Below are 15,919 nucleotides of genomic sequence, written 5' to 3'. Positions count from 1 at the left end.
ATGAAAGTATATAAATTATTTTTAATCGCTACTGCCTCGCTGTTTTTATTCGCTTGTTCCAGTTTTCAAAACGATGATTATGCGATGAACTATAAAGGTCAAATCGGCGATCCTATTATGGCTATAGCTATGTTAAGCGAACAACAACATGAATGGGCAGGAACGCCTTATGTGCTCGGCGGTGTTTCACGTCGTGGCGTAGATTGTTCCGGTTTTGTGCAGAAAACTTTCTTCGATCGTTTTAATCTTCGTTTGCCAAGAAGTACAACTGAACAAGCCAGTTATGGTAAACATGTGCGCAAAGAAGATATTCAAACGGGTGATTTAATTTTCTTTAAAACCGGCCGAGGCCCTAATGGCTATCATGTGGGAATTTATGTAAAAGAAGACAAATTCCTCCATGCTTCCACCAAAGGGGGAGTTGTCTATTCTTCAATGAATAACCCTTATTGGTCGAAAGCCTTCTGGCAAGTCAGACGGATTTAAAAAGTATAATGCTGGAATTTTCCAGCATTTTTTATAATGATTTTTTTCAAATTTGGGAGATAAAATGTCCTCAAACTTAACCGCACTTCAAATTCAACTTGAAATTTTACGCCTTATTCCGAAAACACGTTTTATTACTGCAGAAGAAATCTTACAAAAACTTGCTGATATTGGCGTTCAACGTGATATTCGTTCAATCCAACGCCAGCTAGAAAGCTTATCTCAACAGTTTGAAATTGAACGTGATATGCGTGATAAACCTTATGGATATCGATGGAAATCAAATGCTAAAGGCTTGGATTTACCGATTTTAAATGAACAGCAATCACTTGTGCTTATGCTTGCTAAACAATATCTCAATGGCATTTTGCCTTCTAGTATTATGAGCTCAATGGAAGCTTTCTTTCAACAGGCTGAATATAATTTGGTTTATGACAGCCATAAAAAATCAGGGGCTGAATGGCTTAATAAAGTTGCTATTGCGCCCACTAGTCAGCCGTTATTACCTGCCAAAATCAATCCAGAAATTTTTTCTCAAATTAGTACCGCACTTTATCAAAATCGATTTTTACAGGTGCATTATCGGAGTATTCACGGTAAAGAACATAAGGCACAGGTCAAGCCATTGGCTTTGGTACAACAAGGACCAAGTAGCTATTTAGTCGCACAATATGAGAATGGCGATATTTTACACTTGGCTTTGCATCGCTTGCTTAAGGTAACAGTGAGTACAATGATATTTGAACGCCCTGATTTCAATTTGAAATCTTATGTAGAAAGCCAAAAGTTTGGTTTTACCTATGGTCGAAAAATCCGGTTAATTTTCCGCATTAATAAAGATATTGGTGGCTTTTTAACAGAAACACCATTATCAACCGATCAAACAGTAAAAGATTCTGGAGATGATTATGAAATTTCAGCAACTGTGATCGAAAGTCAAATGCTGGAATGGTGGATAGCTCACTTTGGTGAAAATTATCAAGAAATTGAGCGTGTATATTTAGAAGAAACAGTATAACGACATAAATTGTCGCTTTGTGATTTATGATAAATCTATCTGAAGAGAGGACATTCAAATGAAACAGATTGTGTACATTGATATGGATAATGTGATGGTAGATTTTCCATCAGGTATTGCAAAACTAGATGATAAAACCAAGCGAGAATATGAAGGTCGATATGATGAAGTAGAGGGTATTTTTAGCTTAATAGAGCCGATGCCTAACGCGATTTCTGCGGTGCATAAATTGATGAAAAAATATCATATTTATGTGCTTTCTACTGCTCCTTGGCATAATCCTTCCGCTTGGAGTGATAAAGTAAAATGGATTCAACATTATTTCGGTGAAGAAAAAGGTTCAGCCTTATACAAACGATTGATTTTATCCCATCATAAAAATCTCAACCAAGGCGATTATTTAATTGATGATCGCACTAAAAATGGTGCTGGTAAATTTCAAGGCGAACATGTTCATTTTGGTACAGAACAATTTGCTAATTGGAATTGCGTCTTATCTTACTTAGGCTGCGGACCTTTTACACCAAGTGATATTTTGCAAGATTGCTTGAAAAAGCCAGCCGCCCTAGTGCAAGTTGAAACTGAGGAGCAAAGCCGAGTCATTGGTGCTTTTGCAGATCGCTATAAATGGCAAGTGTTTAATTTGGCATGTGTTTATGCGGATGAAACAGCAACCGAACAGAAAACGGTCTATTTAATTATCAGCCCTTATCTCAGTGATGAATTTAAAATGCGTATTGAAGCTATGTGTGCTCATATTCAAGCCGAATATGACGTGTTATTACGCTCAAAATCACAGCTAAAACAATATTTCCAACGCCTTTCAGAGAAGCCATTCTTGCACATTGAAACCTATACTTATCAACCGCTTTATAAAGCTGGGAATATTTTTGGCATGATGGCGAGAGATAGACAGATTGATGAAATTTTAGGACAAAAAGGAGCCTGAAAAATGACTTTGGAAAAGAAACCAATTTGCGTGGTATTAACGGGAGCTGGAATTAGTGCTGAAAGTGGTATTCCTACTTTTAGAGCAGAAGATGGATTGTGGGCTGGGTATAAAGTAGAAGAAGTTTGTACGCCAGAAGCATTAAAGAAAAACCGTGCAAAAGTATTGGCGTTTTATAATGAACGACGTCGTAATGCTCAAGCTGCAAAACCTAATGCCGCACACTTAGCTTTGGTTGAATTGGAAGAGTTTTATGAAATTCATATAATCACTCAAAACGTGGATGATTTACATGAGCGAGCGGGAAGTACTAACGTACTCCATTTACATGGTGAATTGAATAAAGCTCGCAGTAGTTTTAATACCGATTACATTGTTCCATGTTTGGGTGATCAACTGTTAGAGGATAAGGATAATCACGGTCATCCAATGCGTCCACATATAGTCTTTTTTGGGGAAAATGTACCCATGTTTCCTAAAGCAGAAAAGTTAGTGAAAAAGGCAGATATTGTGATTGTTATTGGCACTTCATTACAAGTTTATCCAGCTAATGGATTGGTAAATCTCGCTCCATATGGTTCACTTATCTATTTGATCGATCCTAATCCCAATACTGGATTTGTTCGCAAGAAAGTGATTGCAATAAAAGAAAAAGCGGGTGAGGGTGTTCCTAAAGTGGTCGCCGAGTTATTGGAGAAAATTAAAAAATCATAGAAAAACAACCGCACTTTTTAAATAAATAGCGACTTCGGTCGCTATTTATCATTTTTTCTCTTGCTTAAGCATATGCATAATAAGCCTAATAAGCGTTTCTTTTTGTTTCGGATCAGATTCTGCAACTAATAAAGTGAGCGCTGCAAGCCCAGTATCATTGATAACTGGATGCCCATTATGATCAAACAAACGCCCATTTCTATGTAAGAAATCTACAAATAAAAATGCACCGCTACGTTTATTACCATCTGAAAAAGGATGGTTCTTGACGACAAAATAAAGTAAATGTGCCGCTTTTGCTTCAATGCTTGGATAAGCGGGTTCACCAAATACACTTTGATCTAAATTGCCTAAAATCGCAGATAAGCCATTATCTCGTTCACGTCCAAAGAGATCACTTGCTTCACCTTTTGCCATCAGCTGTGATTTTAACTCTGCTAATGCAGAACAAGCCTCAGCATAAGTCGGTAATGTACCGCCTTGCTGTGTTTGTGGTTCGGCAAGTAAACCTTCATCATATTGTTGTAGCCATAAAAAGGTATGCGTATAACGGCTGACAATATCCACTAATCCACGACCGCTTTCTAGTGTTAATTCCGATGAATTTGCCGTTTTTTGAATAAGCGCAAGTGCTTGTTCTAATTCGTGAGCATTTTGCTGTAAACGTTTTTGGTTAATGGTATAGCCTTGAGTCAGATATTCTTTTAAACGTGCAGTTGCCCAAATTCTAAAATTTGTTGCAGATTTAGACTTCACTCGATAGCCTACAGAAATAATAGCATCCAGATTATAATGTTTAACCTTACGAGTAACTTGCCTTTTTCCCTCTTGTCGAACTACCGAGAAATCCTCGGTGGTTAAATTTTCATCAAGTTCTGCTTCATTAAAAATATTTTTTAAGTGTAGGCTTATGTTATCTGAGCTAGTATCAAAAATATTTGCCATCTGCGCTTGGGAAAGCCAAACGGTGTCATTTTCAAATCTCACTTCTACTTGACTTGTGCCATCTTGAGCTTGGTAAATTTCAATCGGGTTTTGGTTATTCATATTCTTTTCCTTAACAAAGTTACATGTGTATATAACCAGATAAATATACATATTGCAATAAGGATAATCTTATTTGTAAAAGATCTTTTAAAAATAACCGCTTTCAACATTCGCAAACGACACAAGTTGTCGCTTCCTTTCATATAATTTCTCCATAAAGAGAAATTCTTTACTTCTTACATATTTATAAAAGCCTTTAATTAAGAAAAAGGAGCAAATAATGGCAATGAAAGTAATTATGGCAAGAGATCCACTTTTTGAGGATGTAAAAAAATATGTGCAACAACAAAAATTTGCATCTTGTTCAATGATTCAACGCAGATTTATGTTAGGTTTTAATCGAGCTGGGCAAATTTTAGAACAGTTAGAACAAGCGGGTATTATTTCACCAATGAAAAATGGACAGAGAAAAGTATTATGAAAAATGATTTGAATTATGCAGTGGAGCTTATCCGCAAAGCGGATGGCATTTTAATTACAGCTGGTGCGGGCATGAGTATGGATTCTGGGCTGCCCGATTTCCGCAGCGTTGGTGGATTTTGGAATGCTTATCCTATGTTTAAAGAACATAATATATCTTTTGAAGACATCGCGACACCACTAGCTTATAAGCATAATCAGGAACTTGCCTATTGGTTTTATGGACATCGATTAGTTCAATACCGAAATACTATTCCTCACGAAGGGTATCAGATTTTAAAACGCTGGGCGGAAGCTAAATCTCACGGATATTTTGTTTTTACCAGTAATGTTGATGGGCATTTTCAAAAGGCTGGTTTTGATGATAGCCATGTTTATGAAGTACACGGTACTTTGGAGCGTCTTCAGTGTGTCAATAATTGTCGAGGATTAAGTTGGTCTGCATCAAGTTTTCAACCTGTCGTGGATAATGAAAACTTATGTTTAACCAGTGAAAAACCACATTGTCCTTATTGTGGGAGCTTTGCTCGTCAAAATGTATTAATGTTTAATGATTGGAGTTATGCAAGTCAATATCAGGATTTTAAACAAGTGCGGTTAGAATCGTGGTTAAAAAAAGTAGAAAATTTGGTCGTTATTGAGTTAGGTGCAGGAAAAGCCATTCCAACTGTGCGTCGATTTTCTGAACGTACGGCGAAAGCAAAAAAAGGCGGATTTATTCGTATTAACCCACAAGATGCAGGCGTGCCGAAAATGCATTTTTTAAGTCTCGAAATGAAGGCGTTAGATGCGCTAAAAGCGATTGATCGCCTGCTAAATCCTTCTCAACAAGCGGTTGAATAATGGAAAATTTTTGCGAAATTACCTTCTGTCAACAAATTGGAAGCAACAAGCGACACAACCAAGATGCCCTTTTTAATGGCGAGGCGGTCTCAAAACGGCTGAAAAACGTCTTGAAAACCGACCGCACTTTATTGTGGGTGTGGCAGATGGTATTTCCAATAGTAATCGATCTGAAAAAGCGAGCAAGTTGGCAATGCAATTATTAAGCCAAATGGAAAGTTTAAGCCGCCAAACTATCTATGAGTTGCGGTCTTGTTTATCCGCAGAGTTAGCAGAGGATTATTTCGGTTCGGCGACCACGTTTGTGGCTGCCGAAATTGATCAAATAACTCGTAAAACCAAAATTCTCAGCGTAGGCGATAGCCGTGCTTATTTAATTGATACCCAAGGAAAATGGCAACAAATCACCCAAGATCATTCTATTCTGTCTGAATTGTTGGCTGATTTTCCCGATAAACAAGAGGAGGATTTTGCTACGATTTATGGCGGCGTTTCTTCTTGTTTAGTCGCCGATTATTCCGAATTTCAAGATAAAATTTTTTACCAAGAAATTGAAATTCAGAAAGGGGGAAGTTTATTACTGTGTTCTGATGGATTAACAGATGGACTTTCTGCTGAAGTAAGAGAAAAAATTTGGAAACAATATGATAATGATAAATCAAGATTGACGGTGTGTCGTAAATTAGTTGCGAAACAGAAGTTTTATGATGATTTATCAGTTATAATTTGTACGTTTTGATTTATGTTTAAAAATATTCTAAGGAACCTTAATTATTATGAGTGAAGAAAAAGCAAAAATACTTAAGATTGATGATGTATTCCAATTAAAATTGAGAATTCCAGACTATCAAAGACCATACAAATGGACAGTTAAAAATGTTCAGCAGCTTCTAGAAGATTTATCAGAGCACTTCAGTCAAAATCAGAAATCTTATCGGATTGGTACTTTAATTACACATAAAAATGATGAGTGTAGTGATATTGTAGATGGTCAACAAAGAATTACCACATTATTCCTATTATTAAAATATTTAGATTGCAATTTTGGCAAAGAAGTAGATTTAATTTACAAGCATTCAATAAGTTCCAATAATATAATTAAAAATTATAATTTTATTAATGAATTTATTTCAGACTCTTCTTTGAATAAATATGATTTTTATAAATATATATTAGATAAGTGTGAAATGGTATGTATTGAACTAATAGATTTAGATGAAGCGTTTCAGTTCTTTGACTCTCAAAATTCGAGAGGAAAAGCTTTGCAGGCTTATGATCTTCTAAAAGCCTTTCATTTAAGGTCCATATCAAATGATAATAAAGAACAGCTTGAATATGTTGAAAAATGGGAAAATTCTATTATTTCTACGAGATTTAATAAAAATGGTGATCTTTATTTTATTATAAATTTAATACTTTTTAGGTTGAGAAGATGGCTTCATTATCAAAATGGATTTCATTTCACTACAGATGATCTTGATGTTTTTAAAGGAGTAGATGATAGTATGAATTACCCTTATCTTACTTCAATTAAAGCTACTCAATATTTATATAAAATGGCTAATTTAAATCCTTTTATTTATAATCGTGAGTTTATAGAAAATCCTTTTTTTATTTCTCAAACTATTATAAATGGTAGTTTGTTTTTTAGTTATGTTGAGCATTATATAAAATTGTATGATTGTTTATTCAATCCTAACAATGGAAGATTAAAGAGAACTAAAGTATTAGATACAAATGTCTTGGATTTTATTTATTATAATAACTATGAAAGAACGGGGGATACATATGTACGTAATTTATTCCAGGCTATAGTTATTTATTATTATGATAAATTTGGAGATAACCATTTAGATACTGCTGTTATAAAAATATTAAAATGGTCTTATAGGATTAGAATGGAAAAATTTAGTGTACGAGTAGAAACTATAGAAAATGAGGTGCAATCTAAAAATAGTATTCTTCATTATATCGATCAAATTATACACTCTAAAGATATATTAAAGTATTCTATATCTCTAAACATAAAGGAAGTAAATAGAAAGAATATTCATGTTTTAAATTCATTGTTTAATTTTAATTTTGAGGAGCTAAAGGATGAGAAGTGAAGGTATTGATTATTTAACAATTAAAGATTTGTTAAGTAATAAAGATAGATATTTGATTCCTCTTTATCAAAGAAATTACTCTTGGGGTAAGGATGAAATAGAGCAACTTATCAATGATATATATATTGCTTCTAATTTAAATAAAAATTATTACATTGGAAGTTTGGTTGTGTATAAAGATAGAGAATATTATGAGGTTATTGATGGTCAGCAGAGATTGACAACAATTAATATATTAAATGCAGCTTTTTATAAGATTAATAATATAAATTATCAATTGGGTAGTAATCTAAGCTTTTCTCATAGAGTTAATTCTGAATTGTCTCTTAAGTCTATATATGGTAAGGACCTTGGTCATCTGTATTATGATAAGTTTAATAATATTGAATTTGGATATGATTTTGCTGTTAGAAAGCTAGAAGAGATAAAAGAGAATGATGCTGATGGCTTTAATTTATTTTTAGATTTCTTTTTTAATAAAGTACTAATTTTAAGAACAGAAGTATTACCAGAAACAGATCTTAATCATTACTTTGAAATTATGAATAGTCGAGGAGAACAACTTGAACAGCATGAGGTTTTAAAAGCTCATTTTATGAGCAAATTTACAGAAGGTATGGGTAATAAAGATAATGATTCGATAAAAGCTCAAGCTTTATTTGGTAATATCTGGGACGCATGTTCAGATATGGAGAGAAATGTTGTTATGGGATTTTCTCCAGGGGTTCGAGAGAAGCTCTTCTTTGAAACTAAAAGTAAATATGGTGAGAATCAAGAAAAATATCTTGAGAATTTTAAGTGCAAAAACTTTAATGAAATACTTAGCAAACTAGAAGAACAAAATATAAAAGAAGTTAACGGCGCTAGAAATATTATTGATATCCTTGAAAAAGAGATTTTTGCCCCTAAAAATAGTAATGAATTTAAAGAGGAAATAATTCAGGAGAATACAAGTAGTATAATTAATTTTTCTAATTTATTAATGCATGCATTAAAAGCTTATAAAAAAGATAAGCAGAGTGAAATTGAGTTAGATGATAAGAAATTAATTTTTACATTTAAAGAATTTATTAAAACAAGGGTGGATGTTGAGGATTTTATATTTTTCTTATTAAGAATAAGATTGTGTTTTGATAAATATATAATAAAGTATACCAAATCTTCGAATGAAGATTGGTCATTGAAAACGGCATATCTTTATACAAATAAAGGAAACAAGAGTGTGCAGTATATTGACACATTTCTAGATGGGGAACAGGGTAAAATAAAGTTACTTCTTTCAATGTTTCAGACTGTTTATACTACGAAGAATTATAAAAATTGGTTATTTTCTATATTAAATGGATTTATAAATGAAAATTGGAATACTAATAATTATATATCTAACTTAGAAAGCCTTGCTAAAAAAACAGCTAAAGATAGTGATGAGCTAGATAAAGGAACTAAAGTTAGACATTTTATATTTAATTATTTAGATTATCTTCTTTATAAAAAGTATAAAGATGAGAGTATACTCGCTTATTTGCCTGAGCAAAAGATAAGGCATGATAAGTTTAATGAACTAGAATCTTATTTTGATAAGTTTAGATTTTCTTATAGACATTCTATAGAACATTGTTATGCACAGAACCTTAATAAAGATGAAGATCTTGGTTATATAGAGAAAGGGGTAAAAGTAATTGATAGTTTTGGAAATTTATGTCTTATAGAAGCAGATTTTAATTCCTCATTATCAGATAATACAATTCCCTTAAAGAGAGAAAAGTTACTTGAGTTATTGAGAAAGAATCGAGATCGTTCAGCTAGCCTAAAACAAGTTATTATGTTGATGTATGATGATAATTGTTGGTCTTCTCAGAGCGCTAAGAAAACAATTGAAGAACACGGTAAGCGGATGAAAGAATTATTGAATGAGAGTTTCAATTCCTAACGACATCTTTTGTCGCACCACTCACTAAAATACTCCTTACCAACCCAGTAAGGAGTATTTTTTATGTCTGCATATAAATTAAACCCACCGACAGTGTCTTCTTATACTGAAAATATGATGCTTAAAGTTTTATTTGAGCATAAAGGTTTTTCCGAAGTGTTTCGGGAGAGTAGTTGGCGAAGTGATGAAATTGCCAGTGCGTTTGGGCTGCCTGAAGAATTAGAGAATGATAAAAATCTACGCACGGTTGCTCGTCAGCTTTTAAAAGAGCGGTATAAAACACTTCAAAAATCCACTGCACTTTTACCGGAGTTATGGAAACAGGCGTATGAAAATTTGGCAACGTTGGCAGAATTTTTGCAACTGAATCCCGTTGAACAGGAACTTCTCCGCTTTGCCATGCATTTACGCAGTGAAGGAGTTATGCGAGATTTGTTTGGCTACTTGCCGAAATCGGATTTGCAAAGAACGGCTGCGATCATGGCGGATTTACTGAAGCAGCCGAAAAATCAGATTCTATCCGCCTTAAAGAAAGGCAGTAAACTCGATGCTTATGGTCTGATTGATCGCGATTATCGCCCCGATAGTGTGCATGATTATTTAGATTGGGGCGAAACCTTAGATTTTGATGAATTTGTGACACAACCATTAAACGAAAACGTCCTATTAAAATCTTGTACGGAAGTCGCTCAAGTGCCAAGTTTGGAACTGGATGATTTTGCCCATATTGCCGGCATGAAAGAGATGATGTTGACCTATTTACAACAGGCAATAAAACATCATCGGAAAGGCGTGAATCTTTTAATTTATGGCGTGCCCGGCACCGGTAAAACCGAATTTGCCGGGTTGCTTGCACAGGCATTAGGGATTTCGGCGTATAACATTACTTATATGGATTCTGACGGAGATGTTGTGAAGGCAGAGCAACGCCTGAACTACAGTCGTCTTGCTCAAACGCTATTGAACGGGAAGCAGACGCTTTTAATTTTTGATGAAATTGAAGATGTGTTTAACGGCTCGTTTATGGAGCGTTCTGTTGCGCAAAAAAATAAAGCGTGGACAAATCAGTTGTTGGAAAACAATAACGTGCCGATGATATGGTTATCGAATTCGGTTTCTGGCATAGATCCTGCTTTTTTACGCCGCTTTGATCTTATTTTAGAAATGCCAGATTTGCCGTTGAAAAATAAGTCGGCACTGATTACGCAACTGACTAAGGGAAAATTAAGTCCAGCCTATGTACAGCATTTTGCTAAAGTGCGGTCATTAACGCCGGCGATTTTAAGTCGCACAATTCGGGTGGCAAAGGAACTCAATACATCAAATTTTGCGGAGACGTTGCTCATGATGTTTAATCAAACGTTAAAATCGCAAAATAAACCGAAAATCGAACCGCTTGTTTTAGGCAAAGCCGACTACAACTTGGATTATGTAGCTTGTAATGACAATATTCATCGTATTAGCGAAGGGTTAAAGCAGTCGAAAAAAGGGCGAATTTGTTGCTATGGCCCGCCAGGAACTGGGAAAACCGCTTGGGCAGCATGGCTTGCAGAACAGTTGGATATGCCTCTGTTGTTAAAACAAGGCTCAGATTTACTTAATCCTTATGTGGGCGGGACAGAACAAAATATTGCTCAAGCCTTTGAACAAGCGAAAGCCGATAACGCATTATTAGTGTTAGATGAAGTGGATACGTTCTTATTTTCTCGAGAGGGAGCAAATCGAAGCTGGGAGCGTTCACAAGTGAATGAAATGTTGACACAAATTGAACGCTTTGAGGGGCTGATGGTGGTATCAACAAATTTAATTGAGGTGCTTGATCCAGCAGCCTTACGTCGTTTTGATTTAAAATTGAAGTTTGATTATTTAACGCTCAAACAACGCTTGGATTTTGCTAAACAACAAGCGGAACTTTTAGGGTTGCCGTTGTTATCGGAAGAGGATTTAAGTCAGATTGAATCGTTTAATTTATTGACGCCTGGAGATTTTGCTGCAGTGGCTCGTCGTCACCAATTTTCCCCTTTTCAAAAGGTGCAAGATTGGCTAAACGCATTACAAGGTGAATGTGAAGTGAAACCAGCGTTTTCTGCAACGACAAGGCGGATAGGATTCTAATCAAAGTGCGATCAAAATTTTTATGGTTTTTTGACTGCATTTTTTATTGTTTTTTCAACTAACGGAAAATAAAAACCATTGAATTTATCTTCAATTATGATTTCTGTGATCCACCTCACAATCTTAATATGACAATTATCATAACCCTTTAGAGAGCGTTATATTATCTTTACGCTATGTTGATCGATATAGGGAGGACAACATATGCTCATGACGATACTCAGCTTCCTCATTGTAACTGGTGTGGTTGCTTATATTTCTTGGTTAAAAACAAAAGGGGATGATTTAAGTACATCCAAAGGGTATTTCTTAGCTGGCCGTGGTTTAGGTGGGTTAGTGATAGGGTGCTCAATGGTATTAACTTCACTCTCAACAGAACAACTGATTGGCGTAAATGCGGTCTCTTATAAAGGAAACTTTTCAATTATCGCGTGGACCGTTCCAACGGTTATTCCGCTTTGTTTCTTAGCACTTTATATGTTACCGAAATATTTGCGTAACGGTTACACAACAGTGCCAGAATTTTTTGAAAGCCGTTTTGACCGTCAAACACGCTTGATTATGTCAACATTATTCTTGGTGTTTTATCTTTTCATCGTAATTCCAACCGCACTTTACACTGGTGCAATCGCCTTCAATAAAATCTTTAACTTAGAAACCGCATTTGGCTTAAGCTATGGGGCAGCTATAACTTACACCGTCATTGCGATTGGCGTTGTTGGGGCTATTTATGCGATTTTTGGTGGTTTGAAAGCAGTGGCGGTATCAGACACGATCAATGCGGTGATTTTAGTCATTGGCGCATTGCTTGTACCATTCTTTGCCTTGATGTATTTAGGCGATGGCAGTTTCTCCGAAGGTTTACACACAATCACAACAACGCACATTGAAAAATGGAATGCGATTGGTAGCGAAACAGATGCCACTCCTTGGCCAACTATTTTCACGGGGATTATGGTTGTTCACTTTTTCTATTGGACAACTAACCAAGCTATCGTACAACGTTGCTTAGGTGCGAAAGATTTACAATCAGGTCAAAAAGGTATTTTGATCGCGGCATTATTCTTATTAACTTTACCGATCATTTTAAACCTTCCTGGTTTATTGAGTTTCCATATTTTAGGGGAAGGCGTAAATCCAATTGATGCCTCTTATCCATTATTAGTAAACAAGGTATTACCAACTTGGTTACAAGGTTTCTTTATTGCCGCATTATTTGGCGCAATTTTAAGTACCTTTAACTCATTCTTAAATTCAGCAGCAACCATTTACTGTAAAGACTTATTGCCTTCTATCAGCAAAAAAGTGCGGTCAGAAGAAGAATTAATTTCTTACGCGAAAAAAGTTTCTACCATTATGGCCATTGTCACTATGATTTTCGCTCCGTTACTCATGTTTGGTACAGATGGTATTTTCTTAATCACTAAACGTTTCGCAGGATTTGTGAATATTCCAATCGTTGCTTTATTTGCCGTAGGTATGTTTAACAAAACTGTATCTGGCAAAGCGGCACGTATCGCTTTACTTGCTCACGTTATCTTGTACTTCTGCATCGTTTGGGTGTTTAATGTCAAAATCAACTTCGTGTATGTTATGGGCGGATTATTTGTATTTGATGTCGTATTAATGCTCATCTTAGGACAATTCTTACGCCGCGAACCTTACATTGAAAACAAAGAAAACTTAGGTAACGTAGATTTAACTAACTGGAAATACTTAAAAGTAACCAGCGTATCTTTAATCTTAGGTTTACTTGCGCTTTACACTTTCCTTTCACCACTTGGTATGGCATCAGAATCTGGCAATCCATCAATGGTACTTGGCGTATGGGCGGTGTTACAAATTATCGTGTTATTTGTTGTACGAGATAAAGAGGCTAAATAATGAACATTATTTATATTCTACTGGATCAAATTCGTAAAGATATGTTGGGACCTTATGGTCACCAAATTGTGAAAACCCCGAATTTAGATCGTTTGGCAAAAGATGGCGTTCGCTTTAATAACGCCTTCACTCCAGCGTCTGTTTGTGGTCCTGCACGCACTTCACTTTTTACTGGATTAATGCCGTCCTCTCACGGCATTATTAAAAATGGAGAAAAAGGTGGTACAGGTGAAATTAGCCAAGAAAAACCGAATATCGGTAAATTGGCTGGCTATAATACTTATGTTGTAGGGAAGTGGCACGTAGGTACTAAATCTGTACCCGAAGATTACGGGATTAAAGGCCATAACTTTGATGGTTATGGCTATCCCGGCAGTGGAGTATATAAAAATTTAGTCTTCAACCAACCACCAACACATTCCAATCGTTATAAAGAATGGTTAGAAGAAAAGGGGTATGAAATCCCAGAAGTAAGCCGTGCCTACTTTGGTGATAACCCACATTTACGAGTACAAGAACTTTGCGGTTTACTTTCAGGCACGAAAGATCAAACTATCCCTTATTTCATCATTGATGAAGCGAAAAAATATATTCAAGAGTCATTAGATGAAGGCAAGCCGTTCTTTGCATGGATAAACTTCTGGGGGCCTCACACACCTTGTATCGTGCCAGAACCTTATTATTCCATGTATCGAAAAGAAGATGTGGTGCTTGATAAAAGTTTCTTTAAACCGTTAGAGGGCAAACCAGGACATTTCCGCACAATTTCAAAAATGTGGGGAATGTGGGAAGCGAGCGAAGATCATTGGAAAGAGGTCATCACAAAATTCTGGGGGTATATCACCTTAATTGATGATGCAATCGGTGAATTATTCGATTACTTAGAAAAAAATGGTCTTTATGACCGCACTTTCTTGGTAGCAACCGCAGATCATGGTGATGCAATGGGTGCGCATCGAATGATTGAAAAAGGTGAATTTATGTTTGATGCCACCTATAACATTCCGATGATTATCAAAGACCCAAATTCAGACCGAGTCAATCAAGAAGATGATAACTTTGTCTATCTTCATGACTTAACCTCGACAGTTTTTGATTTAGCTAATCAAAAAGTTCCTGAAAGTTTTGAAGGGCAGAGTATTCTCCCGATTATGCGTCAACACCAAGATAACCAAAGAAAAGGTGTACTTGGTCAACTTGCGGGGCATTTTGTGTATTTTGAACAACGTATGTGGCGTCGTAAAGATTACAAACTCGTATTTAATGCGACTGATGTTTGTGAACTTTACAACATCCGTAACGATCCGGAAGAAATGCACAATTTATTCTATGATTCACAATATAACAGCATCAAAAAAGAGATGTTGGAAGAAATGCGCGCAGAGATGAAACGTCTGAATGACCCACTGGAAAATTGGGTTTATCGAATTATTGACGAAATTTAATCAAAGTCGTAGATTAAGGGCGTATCTGATACGCCCTTTGTTATCTCTGCACCTTATTTGTCTTTTAAAAGCACAGGAATAAACATGAAAACAACATTACTAAAAACACTGACACCAGAACTTCACCTTGTTCAACATAACAACCTCCCAGTTCTTCACTTGAAACATGCTGTTGGTAGCGCAAAAATTTCCTTACAAGGGGCACAGCTTATAAGTTGGAAACCGCAAAATGCGAAGCAAGATGTATTATGGTTAAGTGAAGTAGAACCCTTCGAAAATGGCAATGCTATTCGTGGTGGCGTACCAATTTGTTATCCTTGGTTTGGTGGCATAAAACAACCTGCACACGGCACAGCTCGTATTCGTTTATGGCAATTGAGTCATTACGATATTTCAGCGAATAAAGTGCGGTTAGAATTTGAGTTGTTTTCTGATTTAAATATTATCGAAGCTAAAATTGTAATGGTGTTCACAGACAAATGTCATTTAACCTTCACACATTATGGCGAAGAACCTGCACAAGCAGCATTGCATACCTATTTCAATATTGGGGATATTAATCAAGTGGAAGTACAAGGTTTACCTGAAACTTGTTTTAATAGCTTAAACCAACAACAAGAAAATATTCCGTCACCGCGTCACATTTCTGAAAATGTTGATTGCATTTATTCTGCAGAAAACATGCAGAATCAAATCCTAGATAAAAGTTTCAATCGTACGATTGCACTGCATCATCATAATGCAAGCCAATTTGTTCTTTGGAATCCTTGGCATAAAAAGACGAGTGGAATGAGTGAAACTGGTTATCAAATGATGTTGTGCTTAGAAACTGCTCGCATTCATCACTTGCTTGAATTTGGCGAAAGTTTAAGCGTAGAAATTTCGCTTAAAGGCTAAATTTTGTTGCATAAGTGGTGTGAATACTATAGAATTCGCGGGATTTTGCTCGTTCCTTACGGG

Annotated in this window: 13 protein-coding genes and 1 pseudogene; 13 read left to right on the top strand and 1 reads right to left on the bottom strand. The window is 35.7% G+C overall.

Annotated elements, in window-relative coordinates:
• The 4 genes from HMPREF9096_RS04190 to HMPREF9096_RS04205 all read left to right on the top strand — a co-directional run bounded on the left by HMPREF9096_RS04190 (position 1) and on the right by HMPREF9096_RS04205 (position 3,167).
• The gene (locus HMPREF9096_RS04190; RefSeq protein WP_009500519.1) at positions 1-486 is read left to right on the top strand and encodes a C40 family peptidase; all 486 of its coding nucleotides are present in this window, start codon (positions 1-3) and stop codon (positions 484-486) included.
• A gap of 64 nt (positions 487-550) precedes the next feature.
• Positions 551-1,504, top strand: a complete 954-nt coding sequence (locus tag HMPREF9096_RS04195) for a YafY family protein (RefSeq protein ID WP_009500518.1) — start codon at positions 551-553, stop codon at positions 1,502-1,504.
• A gap of 58 nt (positions 1,505-1,562) precedes the next feature.
• Complete coding sequence (locus HMPREF9096_RS04200) at positions 1,563-2,453, top strand: hypothetical protein (RefSeq protein ID WP_009500517.1); 891 nt, start codon at positions 1,563-1,565, stop codon at positions 2,451-2,453.
• 3 nt (positions 2,454-2,456) lie between these two features.
• Entirely contained in the window at positions 2,457-3,167 is a 711-nt protein-coding gene (locus HMPREF9096_RS04205; RefSeq protein WP_009500516.1) for an NAD-dependent deacylase, read from the top strand.
• A 48-nt stretch (positions 3,168-3,215) separates the two neighbouring features.
• Here HMPREF9096_RS04205 and rhuM read toward each other — a convergent pair whose 3' ends face one another.
• Positions 3,216-4,214, bottom strand: a complete 999-nt coding sequence (gene rhuM / locus HMPREF9096_RS04210; protein WP_032803422.1) for a RhuM family protein — start codon at positions 4,212-4,214, stop codon at positions 3,216-3,218.
• A gap of 220 nt (positions 4,215-4,434) precedes the next feature.
• On the opposite strand from rhuM, the gene HMPREF9096_RS04215 reads away from it, so the two are divergent.
• The 9 genes and pseudogenes from HMPREF9096_RS04215 (at position 4,435) to HMPREF9096_RS04250 (ending at position 15,856) form a co-directional block, all read left to right on the top strand.
• Complete coding sequence (locus HMPREF9096_RS04215) at positions 4,435-4,635, top strand: DNA translocase FtsK (protein ID WP_009500514.1); 201 nt, start codon at positions 4,435-4,437, stop codon at positions 4,633-4,635.
• The gene (locus HMPREF9096_RS04220) at positions 4,632-5,477 is read left to right on the top strand and encodes a Sir2 family NAD-dependent protein deacetylase (RefSeq protein ID WP_009500513.1); all 846 of its coding nucleotides are present in this window, start codon (positions 4,632-4,634) and stop codon (positions 5,475-5,477) included. Before HMPREF9096_RS04215 ends, HMPREF9096_RS04220 begins: the two co-directional genes overlap by 4 nt.
• Positions 5,477-6,216, top strand: a pseudogene (locus tag HMPREF9096_RS08940) (PP2C family serine/threonine-protein phosphatase). Before HMPREF9096_RS04220 ends, HMPREF9096_RS08940 begins: the two are co-directional and overlap by 1 nt.
• A gap of 37 nt (positions 6,217-6,253) precedes the next feature.
• The gene (locus tag HMPREF9096_RS04225) at positions 6,254-7,585 is read left to right on the top strand and encodes a DUF262 domain-containing protein (protein ID WP_009500510.1); all 1,332 of its coding nucleotides are present in this window, start codon (positions 6,254-6,256) and stop codon (positions 7,583-7,585) included.
• Positions 7,575-9,515, top strand: a complete 1,941-nt coding sequence (locus tag HMPREF9096_RS04230) for a DUF262 domain-containing protein (RefSeq protein ID WP_009500509.1) — start codon at positions 7,575-7,577, stop codon at positions 9,513-9,515. The genes HMPREF9096_RS04225 and HMPREF9096_RS04230 overlap by 11 nt, the downstream gene beginning before the upstream one ends.
• 63 nt (positions 9,516-9,578) lie before the next feature.
• Positions 9,579-11,630 carry an AAA family ATPase gene (locus HMPREF9096_RS04235; protein WP_009500508.1) on the top strand — a complete coding sequence of 684 codons (2,052 nt, stop codon included), beginning with the start codon at positions 9,579-9,581 and terminating at the stop codon, positions 11,628-11,630.
• A 204-nt stretch (positions 11,631-11,834) separates the two neighbouring features.
• The gene (locus tag HMPREF9096_RS04240) at positions 11,835-13,514 is read left to right on the top strand and encodes a solute:sodium symporter family transporter (RefSeq protein WP_005628694.1); all 1,680 of its coding nucleotides are present in this window, start codon (positions 11,835-11,837) and stop codon (positions 13,512-13,514) included.
• Positions 13,514-14,959, top strand: a complete 1,446-nt coding sequence (locus HMPREF9096_RS04245) for a sulfatase-like hydrolase/transferase (protein ID WP_009500507.1) — start codon at positions 13,514-13,516, stop codon at positions 14,957-14,959. The genes HMPREF9096_RS04240 and HMPREF9096_RS04245 overlap by 1 nt, the downstream gene beginning before the upstream one ends.
• Positions 14,960-15,043: 84 nt before the next feature.
• Positions 15,044-15,856: a D-hexose-6-phosphate mutarotase gene (locus HMPREF9096_RS04250; protein ID WP_009500506.1), complete on the top strand. Its 813-nt coding sequence runs from the start codon at positions 15,044-15,046 to the stop codon at positions 15,854-15,856.
• The last annotated feature ends 63 nt before the right edge of the window (positions 15,857-15,919 follow it).

It is taken from the genome of Haemophilus sp. oral taxon 851 str. F0397, assembly GCF_000242295.1.
Lineage (GTDB): Bacteria > Pseudomonadota > Gammaproteobacteria > Enterobacterales > Pasteurellaceae > Haemophilus.
This window is presented reverse-complemented; position numbering and strand designations above follow the sequence as displayed.

Excerpts from the sequence above, each read along its gene's own strand:
- HMPREF9096_RS04195 (WP_009500518.1), top strand. The coding sequence starts at position 551 with ATGTCCTCAAACTTAACCGCACTTCAAATTCAACTTGAAATTTTACGC.
- HMPREF9096_RS04245 (WP_009500507.1), top strand. The coding sequence starts at position 13,514 with ATGAACATTATTTATATTCTACTGGATCAAATTCGTAAAGATATGTTG.
- HMPREF9096_RS04250 (WP_009500506.1), top strand. The coding sequence starts at position 15,044 with ATGAAAACAACATTACTAAAAACACTGACACCAGAACTTCACCTTGTT.
- HMPREF9096_RS04200 (WP_009500517.1), top strand. The coding sequence starts at position 1,563 with ATGAAACAGATTGTGTACATTGATATGGATAATGTGATGGTAGATTTT.
- HMPREF9096_RS04205 (WP_009500516.1), top strand. The coding sequence starts at position 2,457 with ATGACTTTGGAAAAGAAACCAATTTGCGTGGTATTAACGGGAGCTGGA.
- HMPREF9096_RS04215 (WP_009500514.1), top strand. The coding sequence starts at position 4,435 with ATGGCAATGAAAGTAATTATGGCAAGAGATCCACTTTTTGAGGATGTA.
- HMPREF9096_RS04190 (WP_009500519.1), top strand. The coding sequence starts at position 1 with ATGAAAGTATATAAATTATTTTTAATCGCTACTGCCTCGCTGTTTTTA.
- HMPREF9096_RS04225 (WP_009500510.1), top strand. The coding sequence starts at position 6,254 with ATGAGTGAAGAAAAAGCAAAAATACTTAAGATTGATGATGTATTCCAA.
- HMPREF9096_RS04220 (WP_009500513.1), top strand. The coding sequence starts at position 4,632 with ATGAAAAATGATTTGAATTATGCAGTGGAGCTTATCCGCAAAGCGGAT.
- rhuM (WP_032803422.1), bottom strand. The coding sequence starts at position 4,214 with ATGAATAACCAAAACCCGATTGAAATTTACCAAGCTCAAGATGGCACA.
- HMPREF9096_RS04235 (WP_009500508.1), top strand. The coding sequence starts at position 9,579 with ATGTCTGCATATAAATTAAACCCACCGACAGTGTCTTCTTATACTGAA.
- HMPREF9096_RS04230 (WP_009500509.1), top strand. The coding sequence starts at position 7,575 with ATGAGAAGTGAAGGTATTGATTATTTAACAATTAAAGATTTGTTAAGT.
- HMPREF9096_RS04240 (WP_005628694.1), top strand. The coding sequence starts at position 11,835 with ATGCTCATGACGATACTCAGCTTCCTCATTGTAACTGGTGTGGTTGCT.